This window comes from Candidatus Nitrosopumilus sp., from assembly GCF_029882185.1.
Classification (GTDB): domain Archaea; phylum Thermoproteota; class Nitrososphaeria; order Nitrososphaerales; family Nitrosopumilaceae; genus Nitrosopumilus.
Genome location: NZ_JAOULD010000006.1, coordinates 43,050 through 59,873, shown reverse-complemented (window position 1 = coordinate 59,873; position 16,824 = coordinate 43,050). Strand labels below are relative to the sequence as shown.

Annotated in this window: 18 protein-coding genes; 4 read left to right on the top strand and 14 right to left on the bottom strand. The window is 32.9% G+C overall.

The window, feature by feature from the left end; all coding sequences use genetic code 11:
- The first annotated feature begins 42 nt into the window (after positions 1-42).
- Positions 43-459 (top strand): DNA topoisomerase, encoded by a 417-nt coding sequence (locus tag OEW78_RS03280; RefSeq protein WP_300323998.1) that lies wholly within the window; start codon positions 43-45, stop codon positions 457-459.
- On the opposite strand, the gene OEW78_RS03275 is transcribed toward OEW78_RS03280, so the two are convergent.
- The 10 genes from OEW78_RS03275 to OEW78_RS03230 all read right to left on the bottom strand — a co-directional run bounded on the left by OEW78_RS03275 (position 443) and on the right by OEW78_RS03230 (position 8,961).
- Entirely contained in the window at positions 443-1,249 is an 807-nt protein-coding gene (locus OEW78_RS03275) for a carbon-nitrogen hydrolase family protein (protein WP_300323995.1), read from the bottom strand. The genes OEW78_RS03280 and OEW78_RS03275 overlap by 17 nt on opposite strands.
- 168 nt (positions 1,250-1,417) lie before the next feature.
- Complete coding sequence (locus OEW78_RS03270) at positions 1,418-1,594, bottom strand: tautomerase family protein (protein ID WP_008300807.1); 177 nt, start codon at positions 1,592-1,594, stop codon at positions 1,418-1,420.
- A 33-nt stretch (positions 1,595-1,627) separates the two neighbouring features.
- Complete coding sequence (locus OEW78_RS03265; RefSeq protein WP_300323991.1) at positions 1,628-2,386, bottom strand: rhomboid family intramembrane serine protease; 759 nt, start codon at positions 2,384-2,386, stop codon at positions 1,628-1,630.
- 246 nt (positions 2,387-2,632) lie between these two features.
- Positions 2,633-3,226 (bottom strand): CHRD domain-containing protein, encoded by a 594-nt coding sequence (locus OEW78_RS03260; RefSeq protein ID WP_300323988.1) that lies wholly within the window; start codon positions 3,224-3,226, stop codon positions 2,633-2,635.
- A gap of 59 nt (positions 3,227-3,285) precedes the next feature.
- Entirely contained in the window at positions 3,286-4,560 is a 1,275-nt protein-coding gene (locus OEW78_RS03255; RefSeq protein WP_300323985.1) for a peptidase, read from the bottom strand.
- Positions 4,514-5,014: a winged helix-turn-helix transcriptional regulator gene (locus tag OEW78_RS03250; RefSeq protein WP_300323982.1), complete on the bottom strand. Its 501-nt coding sequence runs from the start codon at positions 5,012-5,014 to the stop codon at positions 4,514-4,516. The genes OEW78_RS03255 and OEW78_RS03250 overlap by 47 nt, the downstream gene beginning before the upstream one ends.
- The gene (locus OEW78_RS03245; RefSeq protein ID WP_300323980.1) at positions 5,007-5,399 is read right to left on the bottom strand and encodes a hypothetical protein; all 393 of its coding nucleotides are present in this window, start codon (positions 5,397-5,399) and stop codon (positions 5,007-5,009) included. The genes OEW78_RS03250 and OEW78_RS03245 overlap by 8 nt, the downstream gene beginning before the upstream one ends.
- Positions 5,400-5,462: 63 nt before the next feature.
- Entirely contained in the window at positions 5,463-7,058 is a 1,596-nt protein-coding gene (locus OEW78_RS03240) for a peptidase (protein WP_300323977.1), read from the bottom strand.
- Complete coding sequence (locus tag OEW78_RS03235; RefSeq protein WP_300323974.1) at positions 7,015-7,221, bottom strand: hypothetical protein; 207 nt, start codon at positions 7,219-7,221, stop codon at positions 7,015-7,017. The genes OEW78_RS03240 and OEW78_RS03235 overlap by 44 nt, the downstream gene beginning before the upstream one ends.
- Positions 7,222-7,254: 33 nt before the next feature.
- Entirely contained in the window at positions 7,255-8,961 is a 1,707-nt protein-coding gene (locus tag OEW78_RS03230) for a peptidase (protein ID WP_366523025.1), read from the bottom strand.
- Positions 8,962-9,075: 114 nt separating this feature from the next.
- Here OEW78_RS03230 and OEW78_RS03225 point away from each other — a divergent pair, with 114 nt between their 5' ends.
- Positions 9,076-9,885, top strand: a complete 810-nt coding sequence (locus tag OEW78_RS03225) for a CFI-box-CTERM domain-containing protein (RefSeq protein WP_300323968.1) — start codon at positions 9,076-9,078, stop codon at positions 9,883-9,885.
- 56 nt (positions 9,886-9,941) lie between these two features.
- Positions 9,942-10,820: a PEFG-CTERM sorting domain-containing protein gene (locus OEW78_RS03220; protein ID WP_300323965.1), complete on the top strand. Its 879-nt coding sequence runs from the start codon at positions 9,942-9,944 to the stop codon at positions 10,818-10,820.
- Between the two features lie 14 nt (positions 10,821-10,834).
- On the opposite strand, the gene OEW78_RS03215 is transcribed toward OEW78_RS03220, so the two are convergent.
- Positions 10,835-11,464, bottom strand: coding sequence for a hypothetical protein (locus tag OEW78_RS03215; protein WP_300323963.1), 630 nt, complete (start codon positions 11,462-11,464; stop codon positions 10,835-10,837).
- 103 nt (positions 11,465-11,567) lie between these two features.
- Between OEW78_RS03215 and OEW78_RS03210 the strand changes: the two genes are divergently transcribed.
- A complete protein-coding gene (locus OEW78_RS03210) occupies positions 11,568-14,351 on the top strand; it encodes a CopD family protein (protein ID WP_300323960.1) in 2,784 nt (927 codons plus the stop codon).
- Here OEW78_RS03210 and OEW78_RS03205 read toward each other — a convergent pair.
- Genes OEW78_RS03205 through OEW78_RS03195 form a run of 3 tightly spaced genes read right to left on the bottom strand, consistent with a single transcriptional unit; the run spans position 14,341 to position 16,789 of the window.
- Complete coding sequence (locus OEW78_RS03205) at positions 14,341-15,129, bottom strand: metal ABC transporter permease (RefSeq protein ID WP_300324034.1); 789 nt, start codon at positions 15,127-15,129, stop codon at positions 14,341-14,343. The genes OEW78_RS03210 and OEW78_RS03205 overlap by 11 nt on opposite strands.
- A gap of 32 nt (positions 15,130-15,161) precedes the next feature.
- A complete protein-coding gene (locus OEW78_RS03200; protein ID WP_300323958.1) occupies positions 15,162-15,884 on the bottom strand; it encodes a metal ABC transporter ATP-binding protein in 723 nt (240 codons plus the stop codon).
- Complete coding sequence (locus OEW78_RS03195) at positions 15,878-16,789, bottom strand: zinc ABC transporter substrate-binding protein (protein WP_300323956.1); 912 nt, start codon at positions 16,787-16,789, stop codon at positions 15,878-15,880. Before OEW78_RS03195 ends, OEW78_RS03200 begins: the two co-directional genes overlap by 7 nt.
- Positions 16,790-16,824 lie beyond the last annotated feature (35 nt).

Below are 16,824 nucleotides of genomic sequence, written 5' to 3'. Positions count from 1 at the left end.
AGAAAATCAAATCTTAAAACCATTCAGGTAAAAAAACCGATTATGAGACATGTAGTCAAAACTACAAAGTCAAGAACGAATATGTTCAAAAAAGAAATAATCCAGTATTTTGACAGTAACGGATTTCTCTCGTGGTCATCAAAGGAGAAAAAATACATCATTATTGGAACAAATTCTCCTAAAAATGGACTGGTTCCATGTCCTGAATGCAAGTTGGGGGAATTAATGGTAATTAGATCTAAATCTACAAGAAAACGATTCATGGGTTGTTCAAACTTTTATGGAGGATGCAAAGCGTCATCGCCGTTATTACAAAAAGCAAGAATGAGAGCTACTAAGATGCCTTGCAATATATGTAAATGGCCAATGATAATTTTTCGTTATTCACGAAATCAAAAATGGACTAAGCAATGTGGGAATTTTAATTGTGACAGCAGAAAAACTAAATCTTCAAAGTAGGGTAAATATCAGTTCTTCTGTTTTTAAGTAAAGGCAAAATTTTTCGTGTTTGTTTTACTTTGTTCAAATCTATATTTACAAAACCAATCCCTTGTTTCTTTTTCATATCAAGTAAAATTTTTCCATACGGATCAACTACTAGACTTCGTCCACAGTAGATATTTCCAACCTGATCTGGAGATATAACATAACATCCATTCTCAATTGCACGTGTTTTGTTTATTGTAATCCAATGTTCTTCTTTCATATTTCCTTTAACCCAAGCAGACGGTGCAACTAAAACTTCAGAGCCTGTAGATGCAAGTGATCTTGACATTTCTGGAAATCTTAAATCATAACAAATCATCATACCAATTCTTCCAACAGATGTTTTGATTGGCTTTGTGATTTTTGAGCCTGATATCATTTTGTCAGATTCTTTGAATCCTAAAGCATCATAAAGATGAATTTTTCTATATGTGGAGATTATTTTGCCCGTTTTATCAATCACAAATGCAGTATCATAAACTCTATCTTTTTTTCTGCTTTTCTCATAAAATGATCCTATAACTTGAATTTCATTTTCTTTTGCAGTCTTTGCAATTGTTGAAACAAAATTTCCATTAATTGTTTCAGCTAATTCTGATAGTTGTCTGGCAGTTTGAGATGAATTTGTATAAAACATCATAAACTCTGGAAACGCACATAACATTGCATTTTTTGATGCAGCTTTTGAAATGTATGAAATGATTTTTTTGAGGTTATCCTCTTTACTAGTTGAAGCTTTGAATTGAACTACTGCAACTTTCATAAAATTGGTTAATTGTATTACAATAAAAGGATAAACTTGTGGTACAAATTAGAAATGTACCATTTTCTTATTATGCAAACTCATCCTATACAATACAGACCGATCATAGTGTGTATGTCATCCTTTGACTGGAGAGATACTTTCCAGTCAAATATTTTTTTAAAATAATTAAAGTTGGTTTCCTGCTAAAAACCAATTTTCCTTAGGATTGTCTTCAAAAACAACAATTACGTGGTTCTCTTTTGTTTTTAGAATCTCAACTGCTGATTTTGTTATTGCTTTTGCATATTCGTCTTTTTGTTCCTGAGTTCTACCAGGATACATTGATACTGTAATCAAAGGCATGTAAATTGCAAACAGAATCAGTGATTTATTCTTTCAATAATCTGGTCTGTAACCGTATCTTGTTCCATAAGTGTATTCAGAGCTATGTGTTTTCTTGTATAAGTATCCAGTTGCAAATCCAATTGCAAATCCTCCAATGTGAGCCATATATGCAACGCCGCCGCCTGCAACACCAAAGCCACCTATGAAAAAGGGTAACAAATTTTGAAAGACCAACCAAAATGGTAAGAACCATTTTGCCTGAATATGCATAGTTCTCCAGATGAATCCTAGCATTAGAAAAGTAGTGATTCGAACTCTAGGAAAGACTGCAAGATATGCGCCAAGTACACCAGATATTGCTCCTGATGCGCCTACAGCAGGAATGGAGCTTGCTGGATCTATTACAACATGAGCTAAACCTGCACCAATTCCCCATCCAAGATAAATTAAAAGAAATTTTGCTTTGCCAAACTTTAGCTCTATGTTATCTCCAAAAATCCATAAAAACAACATGTTACCACCCAGATGCATCAAACCACCATGCATGAAAATGGAACTGAATAAAGAAATGTAAGACATGTCAGGACATGAAACTCCAGGTTGTATTACAGATGTAAAGCCAGTAATACAACCTGGAACTGCACCCCACTCAAAAAACATCAGTGCTGCTTGTTGATTAGAAAATTCCCAAAATTGACCAGTGACAGCTATCTCATAGAAAAATATTGCAACGTTCATTATGATTAAACCAATAGTTATTTTCGGTTTGAATCCTGGAGGATGTGGGTTTTCATCTCGTATTGGTAACATTAGTTATTTTGTTTGAATAAAATTTGTATAATAAGATTATTAGATTTAAATTTGTAATGATCCTGTTTTTATTAGAATTTCATTAACTTAGAAGAATGAGATGAGAAACTGGTACTATGACTCCTCTGTTTCTCACCTAACTATGACCTGTATAATTTACTATGACCTGATAGATAAAAATAGAATTGGTACATTCGTAGGATGTATTAAGAAATAAAAATAAAGAATAGATTTGAAATCCTATAGTTATGAGCATGTATCAGAGTTTGTTTCAATGATTCCACGAATATATTCACCAGAACCACTAAGATGTACATTCACATCAGTATCTCCGTTACAAAGTGCTGCAACTTGACTTGTTAAAGTCTTAGAATTATGTCCATGACCATGATGATCATGTGTCATGTCTTCATCATCCCAGATTCCTGATAATGTATGACCTGTAATGTTTAGATCATCATCTGCTGGACCAACAACATTTAGAAGATGTTCTCCGGCATGGATTCCTCCAGGAGCTGCATGAATATGGAGTTTGGTTACATAATATTCCAATCCTTTTCCAGAATTCTTGTCATTACCTGTACCATTATCTCCAACAGAACCAACATCAACTTTATTCAATATAATTTTGTATCTTAATTCTGATGCATCATCATTAAACCAAAATAATGCTTTACCTTGCGCATCATTTGATCCTTCTGCAGTTAATGTTGCAACCAAATCTGGTTGACCATTAGCATCTGATTTTGCCATAGCAGTTGGTGTTGCAGAGATTGCAATTACAGTAATTGCAAAAATTGCTGCAATAGATAGTCCTAAGACTGTACTATTTTGTTTCATAAAAGAAATAATGCTTTTTTTTTATTAAACGAGTTTGGGATATTCGTCGAATGTACCAATCATATCACAATGATGTTTCTCTTTACAAGATTTTCAATTATATTTAGAAACTCATCATCTGAAATTTTTTCTTCAGACCACCATCCTGCAGAATTTTTTACCCAAGATGGAATTTTCCATTGTGATTCTGAAATTACATCTCGTTCAGGAACAGAAACAATTTGTTTTTCAAACAAAAAGTCAATTCCTTCAAGAAATTCTGAATCAGTGATTTGGTTTGTTATCCACCAATTAGCATTAGTCTTGATCCATTGAGGAATTTTTGGCATCTCAGGTGGTAATCCTTTATCAAAACCTGAAATTTTGAGTGTACCTTGTGATGTTGGTCCAACTCTAAATGCAACATGCCAAAATCCCATCTCATCTATGCTTTGAATAAAATCAACAGGTTCATCATTTAGGGTTACAAAAAATTTTTCATTTCCTGAAATTGGAGGAAACTCAAAATTAGCATAAGTCTCTAATGGATAGCTGTTATACCCACGAATACTCATCGTTGTTCCTTTCTCATCAAACTTTGCAGCAGAATACCATGCACCTGAATCATATCTAAAATCAAAATTACCGCCATTTTTCTTTGCAGTTACAGGAATTACAGTAGTATCAACTGGTGCAAAACACGAATAGAAACGAACGGGTTCAGATACAGAAGGATCAGGGTATATTGTAAAGTTCAGTATTTGTCCTGGCTCAATCTTTTCAATTGGTTTTATATTTTGAGCAACATCTAAAATATATTTTTCATAGCCATGAACAATCGCAAATATTTTAGGATTGTATACTGTTTGATTTCCAATGTTTGTTATTCTACCAGTAACATGACCATCTTCATGAGTAATCAAAGTTTTATCATAGATAATCTGTATAGGGACAGGATTTTTTTTGGTTTTAGAATACTCTAATTCAGCATTTAGTAAGACGGGATTATCACCATGAATCTCTGGAAATTTTAATTTAAATGGAATATCAGTCATTGCAGGTATAGGTACATGATGTAATGTATGAGTAATTTTTTTCTGATCATTATCAATAACAGATATTGTAATTATTGGAATTAATGCAAAATCATTTTGGTTTTTTACATTTCCAACAACAGTGTAAACTCCTTCATAATCATAATATCCAGCATATTCACTATCTGGTATGAAAACATCAGCATAAGCAATTGTAGGAAGTAACAGAAGAATGAATAATCCTAAAAACATAGGAATGATTAGTTGTGAAATTCTAGAAGGAGTTGAAAATGTCTTCAAACCCAGAAGTTGATTTCTCAAGTATGCTTGGCCTATAGTCTTCAATTAATTTATCTATGATATCTCTTGCTTTAATATGATATCTTTTTTTGAGATGGACAAATTTTATTTCTACTAGTTCATCATCTACAAGTTGTGATAGATATAGTGAAACAGTTGACGGTGATTTTTTAACTGCCTTAACTAGTTCAGAAAATTCTGATCCGTCATTTTCTATTAATGCAAGTAGTAAATCACGAGGAGTTTGTTTTCGCAAAGCTTTGATTATAATTGATTCAGGTTCAGTAATTTGTGGTGGATAAAATCTTACTTGTCGTGGACCACGATTAGCTTTGATGATTCCGTTTTTTTCTAATTTTCCAAGATAGTGACTGAGAACTCCGTTTTTTAATCCAGATGAACGCATAATTTCACGGAATTGAATTCCAGGATTTTGTTCTATGATTTGTTGAATTTGTAAATCTCTATTAGTCATTTCTAAACACTCCTAATGCCAATAATCCTAATGTCACAAATGTCAATAAATGTCCCACTTCAGAAATTGACATCATATCAAGATCAAAGATAGTTGGCCAAGTGGCGTCAATTAGTAAAACAGCTTCAGCACCAATAAAATTTCCAAATGCTATTGCACTTAGTAAGAGTCGTTTAGTCTTCAGTCTATAATATGCAAATACTGCAAGAACTGTAATGAATACTGCAAGTGTGATTCCTCCAACATGTAAGAAAATATGAGCAAGATGATATCCATGGAACAAATGTGGAACAATTATAGGCAAAGCCAAAATTGCGATTACGCCAGTAACTACAATTGAAAATAGAGTTGACTTTCTTTCAAGAATTGTTTCAGGCCTAAACAAAGTAATGATAATTACTCAATTATTCATTTAAAGCGACTGGTTCATTTCTCGAACTAGTATCAATCAAACATGAATAATTCCTTTCTTGATTAAAAATTCAAGTCCTTGAACAAATGTCTCATCATCGATTTGTCCTGCTGCCCACCACTCTGCATTGTTTCTGATCCATGATGGGATCTTTTGAGCATCTGTTGTTTCTTGTTGTGTTTGAGGAATTACAATAATATTGTTTTTTATCAAATATTCTATTCCTTGAATGAATGTATTATCATCAATTTGTTCTTCAGACCACCACAGTGCATTGTTTCTGATCCAATCAGGTATCAAAATTTCGTTTTGGTTTGTAACTCTATTAATCACAATGGGAATAGAAGTTTTTGCAAGATCATTATTGTCTAAATTATAAAAATTCAAATTGACAATTCCGGAGATATTTTCAGGAACCATAAATTCTGCAATGTTATGTTTATCTTTAGAATCTGTACTAATTCCACTCTGCTCAAAAATTATTTTTTCATTTTGTGTAACTGAAAAATCATAAGTTGTAGAAACAGGTTTGTTCTTTAAGAAGATATCAGTTACATCAAAAATTATCTTGGCATTGGAATTTGATGTTAGATTCTCAGGTTCCGTAGTTGCTAGAATTCTAAATTGTCCATTTTCTGTAACTGAGCTCAAATGAACATAATCACGATCAGGTTTTATCACAAAATTCATTTGGTTTTGATCAGAGCCATTTTGAAATATGTTTAGCAGTTCTTTTTGATAAATAATAAAATGAACTACACGTCCATCAGAGAAAAAATCATCAATAGTTGTAACATCATCAGATAACTTGATTCCATTTACATACATTGAAAATCCAGATACCAGTAAATCACCAAATGTTTTTGGAATTACAAGTTCCTCGTGAACAACGGATGTTTGATTGATGTTAGATTCGCTCCACTCAAAAGGCATAGAATAACTGATTTCTTTTGAGTGAGAATCATAATTAAAATCCGAAATTTCATCATAGTATGTAACTATATCAATATTTTGCTCACCAAAATTTGGATCAACAAAATTGTGTGTAGTAGTTTGAGCAATAGATATTCCTGCATTAAAGATAAGAGGTTCTGCTAATTTTTGGGAATAACCATCAGCTGTAAGTATACTAATATCGAATTTGTATAATCCACCTTCACTGAGTTTTGGTCCTTTTACATTGATCATTCTGCTTTCTAATCCTAGTAAAGAGCCAAAAAGCCCATTATCTGCAACTTCTTCAATTACAACAGTATCAGAATCTTCAGATATAAAATTAAAAACTACGAATCCATTATCTGCCTTGAACTCTTGCTCAAATAGAAAAGTTTCACCACGATAAGATTTAATTAAAAATGTAACATCACGCAATGTGATTTTAGAATCAAAATCAATCATTGAAATAGAGATTTGTTGATCATCATTTTTTTCAGGATCGTTTTTTGAAGATGAAATTTCCAGAGTGACTTGTTTTCCGTTTAGATCAACAGGTGGAAAAGTTTCACTGCCTACACCATGACCAAATGCACTATCAAATACAAACATGGAGAAAAATATCAGAATAGCAAACAAGAAGAAACTTTTCAAACTATGTCCACTTGTTTGGATCTTTTTTGCGTATTTCTTTTCCATCGATTGTAATTTGATCTTGCTCTTCAAATACAGTATGCCATTTTCCATTGTCTGGAAAAATTTTGTTCATCTCTTTTACTTTTTCACTTGTTGGTGCTTTGTTCATCAAAGCTCCCCATCTCATGTTGGGAATTTTTGGCATGATGTCATTGATGTCTTTCATAATACTAACACTTAACAGAATTTATTTAAAAACCTATGATTGAATTTTCATAATTCCTTCTTTGATTAGATATTGAATGCCTTGTACAAATGAATCGTCATCGATTTGTCCTGCTGCCCACCACTCTGCATTGTTTTTAATCCAGCTGGGAATGTTATTTGTGGTTCCACCAGTTCCTTGAGTCGTTGGTGGAATCTTCATGATTTTTTCTTTAATCAAATATTGAATGCCTTGTACAAATGAATCGTCATCGATTTGTCCTGCTGCCCACCACTCTGCATTGTTTTTAATCCAGCTGGGAATTGGTGCTTTTTCAGGAACTGAAGGGATAGTAGTAGAACCAGGACCAATTTCAATAATTGCAGAGCCAATTCCAGCATAGGTTGGATCATAATCTAATCCTGTTCCATAAACTAGAATATCAACTCGAATTTGACCCTGAGATGGAACATAGATTCTTTGAATGTCTAATCCTTCAATAGACATTATTCCTGGGTTATCTGGATCATCTCCATCATTTCTGGCAATTTCTTTATCAAATTCATCTAAAACAACATAAGCATATCTTACATCTTTGATTAAATTTCTATTTTCATCAAAGAATGTAAATTCAAATGGAATTTCTTGATTAGCTCCATATTTTCCATCCCAAGCTATGTTAACAGTTGTTGGAACTTTTTCATAGTTTTTGGTATCTACAAGATAAAATTCAGTAGAACTTTTTGAAGTTTCTGCTAATGGAACTAATTTCAAGTCCATTTTTTGTTTATCATAGTTTGAAGGGCCAAGTGATGCATTAATTTTTTCTAAGTCATTTTTAGTAATTAAGAAATGAACAATGTTTGTATCATCATATGAATATGGATCATTCAGTAATGCTCTCTGATCAATTTCAACGCCGTTGACATATCCTTTGAATTGTTTTCCTTCTGCATATGGTGCAAATGTTTTTGGAACTCGTACTTCTTCATGTACTACTTGTACCAAGTTAACATAATCTGGACTCCAATCAAATGGCATGTCAAACGAAATTGAATTATCTGATTTATCGAATTTGAAATTGTCAACATCATCATAGTACGTCTTTATAACAATTGGAACTTCTTCAGCATTTGCTGTCTGGAAAGAAAAGTTTTGTTCTTGTGCAACACTTACAAAAGTCTCATAACTTAACAAGTTAGCTAGTACTGTTCTTGGACTAGTGGCAGCTTCAATGTCTACTCTAATCTTGTACAATCCACCTTTTACAAATATTGGGCCCGTGATTGAAGGTCTTGCGCAGATATCTAAATTCTCATCAGTACAAGATGCCCCTTGTACATATAAAGCGCCAGGGGCACTAACATGTTGAGATCCACCATAAATTGAACATTCATGAAGATTATCTTTATTACAACTAGACTGTGGTTTGATTTTAACATCTAGTCTTCCATCCATATCATAAAACAAATTTCTAGCTAAAAGTTCACCACTTTGCCAAACTTCTATTCTATATGTCACTTTTTCAAGATTCTTATCAGTTAAGGTATCAAAAAAACGTACTTGCATATTAGCAGAATCAATTTCTCCAACTGTAATATCAGATGGACTCAGTTGTGTTCTAACAGTTACTTCCATATCTCCAAATGATAGCGGTTCAGCTTGATCTCCGCCAAGCCCATGTCCAAATGCATCAGGAAGAATAGCACCAATCGAAAAAATACCAATAATTGAAATGAATAATGCAAACTTGTTATACAATGTTGAAATTGAGTTCATTCCATATTTAAATATGGTATAGGATTTCTATGCGTAGGAATTTTTTTATTTGAAAAATAGAGTACAATTTTTATTTCAGGTTTTCAAACTCACTGTATGAAAATTTTGCTTGCATTTTTGCTGATTCCATTATTAATTATACCAGCATTTGCTGAATCACAAGTTTTGCCTACAGAAAAAGGAACACTAGATGTAAAACTATCACATGATCCAATTGAACCTAATGTTGAAACAAAAATCAATATTGATTTTCTTAATCCTCAAACACAAAAAGTTCAAGAGCATATTGATTATACAATTTCTGTATCTAAAGATGGTGAAAGAGTATTTGGACCAATACCGCTAACTCACACATCTGTTGGTTCTGTTAAAATTCCAATTGAATTCAATCTAGGAGAAGGTGTGTATACTATGGACTTTGAGATTGAAGGTATTTTGTTTCAGCCAATTCCTAAAGAAACAGTATCATTTGACATTATGGTAGGTGAAGCACACGCTCAACCAATAAAAGACGTTCCACCTGAAGAAAATGGAGGATGTTTAATTGCAACGGCAGCATTTGGTTCAGAGCTTGCACCACAAGTTCAACAGCTCAGAGAACTTAGAGACAATACGGTCTTAACAACAGAATCAGGAACTATGTTTATGAGTGGATTTAATCAACTCTATTATTCATTTTCACCCAGCATATCTGATTTTGAAAGAGAAAATCATGTTTTCAAAGAAATTGTAAAGGTAGGATTAACACCGATGTTATCATCATTGTCATTGCTTAATCATGTCAATATTGATTCAGAAGAAGAAATGTTGGGATATGGTATTTCTATAATTATGCTAAATGTTGGGATGTATATTGGGATTCCATTGTTGGGAATTCTAAAGTTGTACCAATTTAGAAAAAATTAGTACCATTTATGAAAATTCCAGTGAGGTTTTTATGTATCCAGACAAGTATTTCTTTAATGAAGACTAAAGCAATTAGCTCTTTCTTCGTACTATTTGCTATTGCAGCAGGTATTGTCGCAATGACACCAGCTGCCTTTGCAGATCATTCAGAAGTCACAATCGTTCCAGCACCAGGTTCTGGTGCACCAGGTTGTGAAGATACAGCAGAAGGATGTTACATTCCAAGTACTGCAACAGTAGATGTTGGTGGTGTTGTAATTATGACAAACACTGACAGTGCAGCACATACATTCACATCAGGAACTCCAGATGGCGGACCAGATGGTGTATTTGATACAAGTCTACTAATGATAGATGGTTCATACGAATGGAGTCCAGATACTGTAGGTGAATATCCATACTTCTGTATGGTACATCCTTGGATGCAAGGTTTGATTATAGTACAAGAAGTAGAAGCTGAAGAAGCAACTGACGATCATGGTGATGATCACATGGACGATGCAGGTCACTTGATGACACAAGCATCTGCAACTGGTATGATGTCTGATGGAACAAAAGTTTCAGTATGGACTACAGAACCAATGGCAGGTGAGATGATGGAAGTTCATGTAGAATTTGAAGATTCAGAACATGTCAATCATGACATTACTGTTACACAGAATGGTAAAACAGTACTAGATGACATGGGAGCACATCATCATGAAGGATCAGGTATGCATACAACAGCACCACTAAGTTCTTCTGATCCAGTAGACATTACTATTACCTTCCAAGGTTATGGTGTTGACGATCCTAAAACAGGACCAATTGGTGAAGAAATAGTATTCTCAAAGGTTGTCCCAGAATTTGGAACAATTGCAATGATGATACTAGCGGTTGCAATCATAAGCATCGTAGCAGTAACTGCAAAATCTAGAGTCATTCCAAGATTTTAGGAATTCCTCTTTTTCTATTTTCTTTTTACTAAAGCAATTATCGCTAAGATTATAGCTGCTCCAGCAATTGATAATCCAAAAATTGCAAAGTCATAAGATACACCACCATCAGATGCAACTTTAGTTTCACCAGAATTTAGTTTAGAAACATCTTGCTGTAATGAAGAAATTGCATTTTTTAATGCGGCAATGTCAGTATCACCTCCACCTGATGTTGGAGGAAAATCTAAGACTGCAGTAGATTCTACATCTTCAACTGGAATTTTAATGTCAATTAGAGTACCGTGAAGATCTCCCTTTAGTTCCACCATGTAAGTTCCAGTTTTAGTAGGAATTATCGGAGAAAAATAGTATCCAGGTTTAGGATCAGAATTAATATCAATTTTTTTAGATGCGCCTCCAAACATTACAGTCGCATCAACATTTTTGAAAGCACTTGTTATTCCTGTAAATGAACCTTCATTTTCTCCTCGTTCAATGATTTTCAGAACTAGATCATTTCTAATGCCTACAACAGGAGGTTCAATTCCCCATCCTGCTTCGATTTCATATTGTTCTACATGAACAGTAGTATGGGCAAATGAGGGAACAATCATCCCAATTGAAAATAACAATCCAATAAAGACAAAAAGCAGAATCTTCACTATAATCAATTTAGAATAACATGTTATTATCTTTACGTGGTTTGGTACAAATCTCGAATAATTTGAAAACTGTTTAAATTATCAAGTATGATCTAAAGTGTAAATGAGAAGATTACTGATACTTTTGTTTGTTTTATCATCCATATCACTACCATTTGCAGCAGCGCATCCTTTTACAGAACAAACCATTCCAAGCTTGGAAACAAATGCACCAGCAGGAACCACAGAAGTAATTGTATTTTTTTCAGAACCAGTTGACATAAACTTTAGTGAGCTTAGAGTGTTTGACAATAATGGAAATCAGATTGATAACAAAGATACCAATTACTATGAAGGAGAGTTATCACTTATTGTTACAACACCTCCATTAGAAGACGGAGTTTATACTGTAACAACCAAAGTCCTATCCAAAGTTGATGGACATCTTGTTCCTGGGGCATTCTTGTTTGCAGTAGGGGATGTGATTATCGATCCTTCTATGTTAGGAATAGAAAGACCATCAGAGTTAGTATTTTTACCTGAAGCAGGTGCTAGATTTCCAGGATTAGTAGGTCAAACGATTGTTTTAGGAGTTGTAATTGCATCTCTATTCATTTGGGGAACACAAAACAAACAATCTATCAAAGAAGAATTACAAAAGATTGAAAATATTCATCATGGAAAATTTATGTCATTAACTGGTATTGGTTTAGGATTAGTTTTTGTTTCTGATATTTTGATGATTGCAGTACAGACAATACGATTAGAAACATCTCCATTAAATGCAATTCAAACTGATTTTGGAAATATTTGGTTAATCAGGATGGTAATAACAATAATTTTACTAGTAATTTGGTTTGGATTAGACAGGAAAAAAGTTCTATCAAAAAAGAATCAAATTCCATTGCTTGTCATGTCACTTGCATTAATTGCTACTACAAGTCTAATTGGACATGGGGCAGCTAGTGGAGAAATACCAGCAATAGTACTAGATTACATTCACAACTTAGTGGCTGCATTATGGATAGGTGGAATATTCTACTTTGTTTTCACATTGTTGCCAACATTTTCTCAACTTAAAGAATCAAACAGAGAGAAAATGAGTTTAGTACTAATTCCAAGATTTTCAATTGCATTTATCATTGCATTAGGAATTGTAATCATTACAGGACCCACACTGATGTGGTTCTTAGAAAGTGATGTAGGACTAATAACAGAATCAGTATATGGACAATTAATAATTCTGAAAATTGCGATTGCAACAATCATGGTAGTATTAGGAGGATTTTTCCAGTTTAAAGTGCAAAAAAATGCTGAAAAGAATTTTTCAACGGGGAAAATTTTAGTTCATAAAAAATTAAAGAGATCACTCAAAGTTGATGCAGTATTAGGAATAATTCTTCTTGGAGTAGTTGCATTACTAACTAATGGAACACTACCTGCAGGTGAAATTCAAAAGGTTGATGCACAAGAGATTGTCTATGGATTTAAGACAATAGAATTTACTGAGAATGTAAAATTTGATATCGATATTTCTCCATTTTCTAGTGGCACAAATACAGTCATAGTTAAAGCAAGTAATTTTGAAGGAAAGCCAATTTACGATTCTGAAGAAATCAAAGTAAAGGTTTCAAATCCATCACGGAATATAGCTCCAATTGAAATCCCAATGGAGATTATCAAAGAAGATGAAAATAGACTAACTGAATTTCAAGGGGAATTAACATTTGGATTTTCTGGAGAATGGCTAGTAGAGATTGAAGCATTAAGAAATGAAAATGCAAATGAATCAATAATTTTGAATTTACTTGTAAAACCTAGACTAGCAGACATTCAAACTAAGATAACTGAATATGATTTACCAGAAGATGCAAAACCGCTTTTCCCATTATATGATGGAGGAAATTCGATTTGGTTAAGTGATGCATCAGCTCCTAGACTATGGCAATTTTCACTTGAAACAGAAAAATTTTCTTCATATACGTTTGATGGATTAACTTCAACATTTCTAACACAAGACAATAAAGGGAATATTTGGTTTACAGATACCCGAGCAAACAAGATTGGATTCATTGATCCTGAAACAAAACAAATCACAACAAAAATAATTCCAAAATTAGATCCAGTGATTTCAAAAAATACACCATTATTTATCAAAGCAGATTTTGATGGAAATATCTGGATTACGATAGTCAACAAAGATAGAATTGTAAAATATTTACCAGAAGATGATGAATTTGAAGAAATTATACTACCAGGAAGAGAGAATCTACCATTTGCTTTAGCACTTGATGATAATGGAAAAATGTGGTACACTAGTACTGGTTCAGGAAAAATTGGATACGTTAATCCGGATGATAACAAACTAACTGAAATCTCAACTGATACAGTTTTGCAGGCCCCTGAGGCATTGCTCTTTGACAAGGATGGAAATCTATGGATTGCAGAACATACAGGCTTGGCAATTACCAGATTCAACCCAGTTCTAGAGACATTTGAGAGAATTTCAGTTCCTAATGATGAAGCATTACCATTTGGAATGACATTTGACAGATATGGAAATATTTGGTTTGCACAACACACGATTGATTCTATTGGATCATATGATCCTGATAACAATAACTTGATCGAAGTTCCTGTTCCAACTGAAACATCTTTTATTCAATTTATGACATCAGATGGAAATGATAATGTATGGTTTGTTGAACAACAATCAAATAAAATTGGAACAGTAAAACTTACAGAAATTCCAGTAATCCCATCACAAACAGAATCATCAAAGACTATTGAAATAAAATATACCGAACTTGCATCACCATTAATTGCTTTAGGAATTATTGCAACATCATTATTTTATGTCAAGAGTATACAAGATAAAAGAAGATTAAATTCTTTGATCAATTCTTAGATAATAGTCCTGCAGATTTTATTCCCATAGTTCCTGCAAGTAAACCAATTGCCATCAATACAATAGTTCCTGCAGGAGTAATATCAAAGACGTATGAAACTAAAATTCCTACAATAACTGAAAATATTGAGAAACTCATTGATATAATTGCAGTTTGTTTGAATCCTTTGCCATACATTATTGCAGTGACGTTTGGAATTACAAACAAAGCCGAAATTAGTAATACTCCTACTAGTTGAATAGATGTAACTACAGTGATTCCTGCCATAAACACAATCAAATAATTTATTTTTTCTACAGGAATTCCACTAACCTTAGCTTGTTCCTCATTAAATGTAGAATAGAGAATTTGTCTATAGAGTATCAAAATTACAATTAAGATTATACCAGTTAATGACAAGATCAGTATTGTATCATCTACGCTAACAAGCAGAATACTTCCAAAGAGAAAACTAAAGATATCAATTGTAAAGCCTCCAGATAACCCAATAATTACAAGGCCAACTGCTATGCCTGAAGATAACAATACGGCAATAGATGCATCTCCAGAAATGTTGTATCTATCTTTGATTTTTGTTATAATTAATGCACCAGCTATTGAAACTCCATACGCTGTCCATAGTGGATATACACCTGCAAGTAATCCTAATGCAATTCCACCAAATGAGGAATGAGCAATTGCATCACCAAATAATGAATAACGTCTCAAAACTAGAAACAATCCAACTACTGAACAAAGAATTGCAATGGCAATACCAGAAATTAATGCTCTATGCATAAAACTAAAAGTTAGAATTTCAAAAGACATGATTAGTGATGATGCATATGTTCCTGCATCGAGGCCTCAGAATATTGTTTAACTAATTTATCATCAGAAAAGAATTTTTCAGATTCTCCATGGAAGAATAGAGTTCGATTTAAACAAGCAACATGATTTGCTAGTTGATTTACTGCATCTAAATCATGAGATGACCAGATAATCGTAATTTTTTGTTTAGAGTTTAATTCTCTAAGAATACTGTAAAACAAATCAATGCTTTGTTGATCAATTCCTGTTACTGGTTCATCTAAGATCAAAATTTTTGGATTATTGACCAGAGCCTTTGCTATAAAGACACGTTGTTGCTGGCCTCCAGATAATTCCCCTATTCGTCTATTACGTAATTCATGAATCCATAATTGTTGTAAAATCTCATCAATTTTATTTTCATCAGATTCTTTTCTTAATCCCATTCTAACTACATCAGTTACAGTGACAGGGAAATTTTTTTCAAAGATTGGTTTTTGTGGAACATACCCAAGTTCTTTTAGATAATTTTTTGATTTTCTTATATCTTTATCAAAGAATTTGATCTTTCCTTTGTATTTTGTATTTAGTCCAAGCATCGAAGCAAAAAGAGTAGATTTTCCCGCTCCATTAGGCCCAATTATGCCTAAAAAATCACCTTGATTGACAACTAAGCTTACATCATCTAGAGCCTTTACGTCTGGATACTGAACGGTCAAGTTATTGATTTCGACTATTTTCAACACAATGCCTCCTTGAGATTTTCAAGATTTTGAGTCATTTTTGAAATATAGTTATCATCAGATACAATCTCAAGTGGAGATAAAACTAAGACTTTGCCACCAATTTCATTTGCAATTATTTGTGAGGTTTTTGTGTTAACTGTTTCTTCACTAAAAATTACTTTGATGTTTAATGTTCTAGCTTTTGAGATTACATTTTCTAATGTTTTTGCAGTTACTTCACCATGAGAATCAGTTGTTTGAACAATAGTATGTTGATTCAAATCATATTCATCTGCAAAATATGAAAATGCATCATGGAATGCAATGAAATCTTTACTACATGCAGATAACTCATTTCGTATTTTTAAATCAAGCTCATGTAATTCTTCACTATATTTTGCCGCATTGATCATATAGAATTCCCTATTTTCAGGATCTGTATTAGAAAAGGCTAATGCAATGTTCTCAACTTGTTTTTTTGCATATATAGGATTTAGCCAAATATGGGGATCACCTGATTCATGTGAATCGTTTTCATCATGAATTGATTTTATAATTACAATTCCTTTACTAGTATTAACTATAGTTCCTTGATAATCATTTTCTGTTAAATCATCAACCCAATTTTCAAAACCAATTCCATTAATTACAATTAGATCTGATTTTTGCATTTGTTGCACATCTTTTATAGTAGGTTCCCAATCATGAGGTTCTACTCCAACTGGAACCAATAATGTTGCATCAATTTTTTCTTGGCCTACTATTTGTGAAAATTCATGTAGTGGATTAAAGGATGAGATAACTTTGAGTTTAGAATTATCATTATTTGTAAACAGTTGATTGGTATTAGTCGTATAAACAAAAACAGAAGTTAATGGAATTACTATCAGAATTGCAATAATTGCCATCTTGATTTGGATGTTCACGCAGCAATTCAATCCAAATTATTAATAAATTTATA

Coding starts and splice junctions, on each gene's coding strand:
- OEW78_RS03225 (WP_300323968.1), top strand. CDS start 9,076: ATGAAAATTTTGCTTGCATTTTTGCTGATTCCATTATTAATTATACCA.
- OEW78_RS03280 (WP_300323998.1), top strand. CDS start 43: ATGAGACATGTAGTCAAAACTACAAAGTCAAGAACGAATATGTTCAAA.
- OEW78_RS03220 (WP_300323965.1), top strand. CDS start 9,942: ATGAAGACTAAAGCAATTAGCTCTTTCTTCGTACTATTTGCTATTGCA.
- OEW78_RS03265 (WP_300323991.1), bottom strand. CDS start 2,386: ATGTTACCAATACGAGATGAAAACCCACATCCTCCAGGATTCAAACCG.
- OEW78_RS03205 (WP_300324034.1), bottom strand. CDS start 15,129: ATGCATAGAGCATTAATTTCTGGTATTGCCATTGCAATTCTTTGTTCA.
- OEW78_RS03240 (WP_300323977.1), bottom strand. CDS start 7,058: ATGGAAAAGAAATACGCAAAAAAGATCCAAACAAGTGGACATAGTTTG.
- OEW78_RS03210 (WP_300323960.1), top strand. CDS start 11,568: ATGAGAAGATTACTGATACTTTTGTTTGTTTTATCATCCATATCACTA.
- OEW78_RS03275 (WP_300323995.1), bottom strand. CDS start 1,249: ATGAAAGTTGCAGTAGTTCAATTCAAAGCTTCAACTAGTAAAGAGGAT.
- OEW78_RS03260 (WP_300323988.1), bottom strand. CDS start 3,226: ATGAAACAAAATAGTACAGTCTTAGGACTATCTATTGCAGCAATTTTT.
- OEW78_RS03250 (WP_300323982.1), bottom strand. CDS start 5,014: ATGACTAATAGAGATTTACAAATTCAACAAATCATAGAACAAAATCCT.
- OEW78_RS03270 (WP_008300807.1), bottom strand. CDS start 1,594: ATGCCTTTGATTACAGTATCAATGTATCCTGGTAGAACTCAGGAACAA.
- OEW78_RS03235 (WP_300323974.1), bottom strand. CDS start 7,221: ATGAAAGACATCAATGACATCATGCCAAAAATTCCCAACATGAGATGG.